Annotated in this window: 1 protein-coding gene; it reads left to right on the top strand. The window is 63.2% G+C overall.

Annotation, left to right across the window (positions count from 1 at the left end):
- The coding region (locus EN925_RS37740) for an ABC transporter permease (protein ID WP_164894763.1) at window positions 1–805 on the top strand (805 nt) is incomplete at its 5' end.
- Window positions 806–881: the final 76 nt, after the last annotated feature.

The following is an 881-nucleotide window of genomic DNA, read 5'->3' as shown; positions in this document are numbered from 1 at the left end:
GTTCGTGGTGGTGCCGCTGGTCTTCGTCGTCACCTGCGGCGAGATTGACCTGTCGTTTCCGGCAACGATGGGCTTCGCCTCATGGGTCTTCGCGCTGGTCGTGCAGGCCGGTTACGATCCGTTTCTCGGCATCGCCGCGGCACTCGTCACCGGCATGCTGCTCGGCTTCCTCGTAGGCTCGCTGGTCGTCTATGGCGGGCTGTCGTCGTTGATCGCCACGCTGGGCATGAATTTCCTGCTGCGCGGCCTGATCCAGATCATCAACGAGGGCAAGTCGATGGCGCTGACCAGCCTCAGCGACAGCTGGGCCTACACGATCTTCTCCAGCCAGCTCCTGGGCATTCCGGTGCAGATCTTCTGGGCCATCGGCTTCGTCGTGCTGTCGGCGATGCTCTATAACCGCCATCGTTTCGGCGCGCAGGTGAGGGTGGTGGGTGACAATCCCGACAGCGCCCAGCAGATGGGCATCGACGTCAAGCGCGTGCGGGTGAAAGTGTTCGTCTTCGTCGGCATCGGTGCGGCGATCGCCGGCACCTTCTCGGTGATGATCAACTTCACCTGGTGGCCGACCGCCGGTGACGGCTATCTCCTGCCGGTGCTGGCCTCGGTGTTCGTCGGCGGCACGCCGACCTGGGGCGGCATCGGCACCGTCGTCGGCGGCGTCATCGGCGCGGTTACCGTGTCCTTCATCCAGACCGGCGTCGTGGCGGCGGGATTGAGCGGTTTCTATGTGCAGTTCTTCAACGGGCTGATCATCATCCTGTCGCTGCTGGGGCACAAATGGAATCAGGCGCGGTATCGGTGAGGGGCTGTTTCGTTGGCGGACCGCATGCCTTGACGATTGGCGTAGACATCAATCACTTCGTCATCCACGGGTCTGC

Origin of the sequence: Mesorhizobium sp. M7A.F.Ca.US.006.04.2.1, assembly GCF_004022915.1 — a bacterium.
Taxonomy (GTDB): domain Bacteria; phylum Pseudomonadota; class Alphaproteobacteria; order Rhizobiales; family Rhizobiaceae; genus Mesorhizobium; species Mesorhizobium ciceri.
Note: the sequence above shows the minus strand (reverse complement) of the source record. Positions and strands in the feature narration are given on the sequence as shown.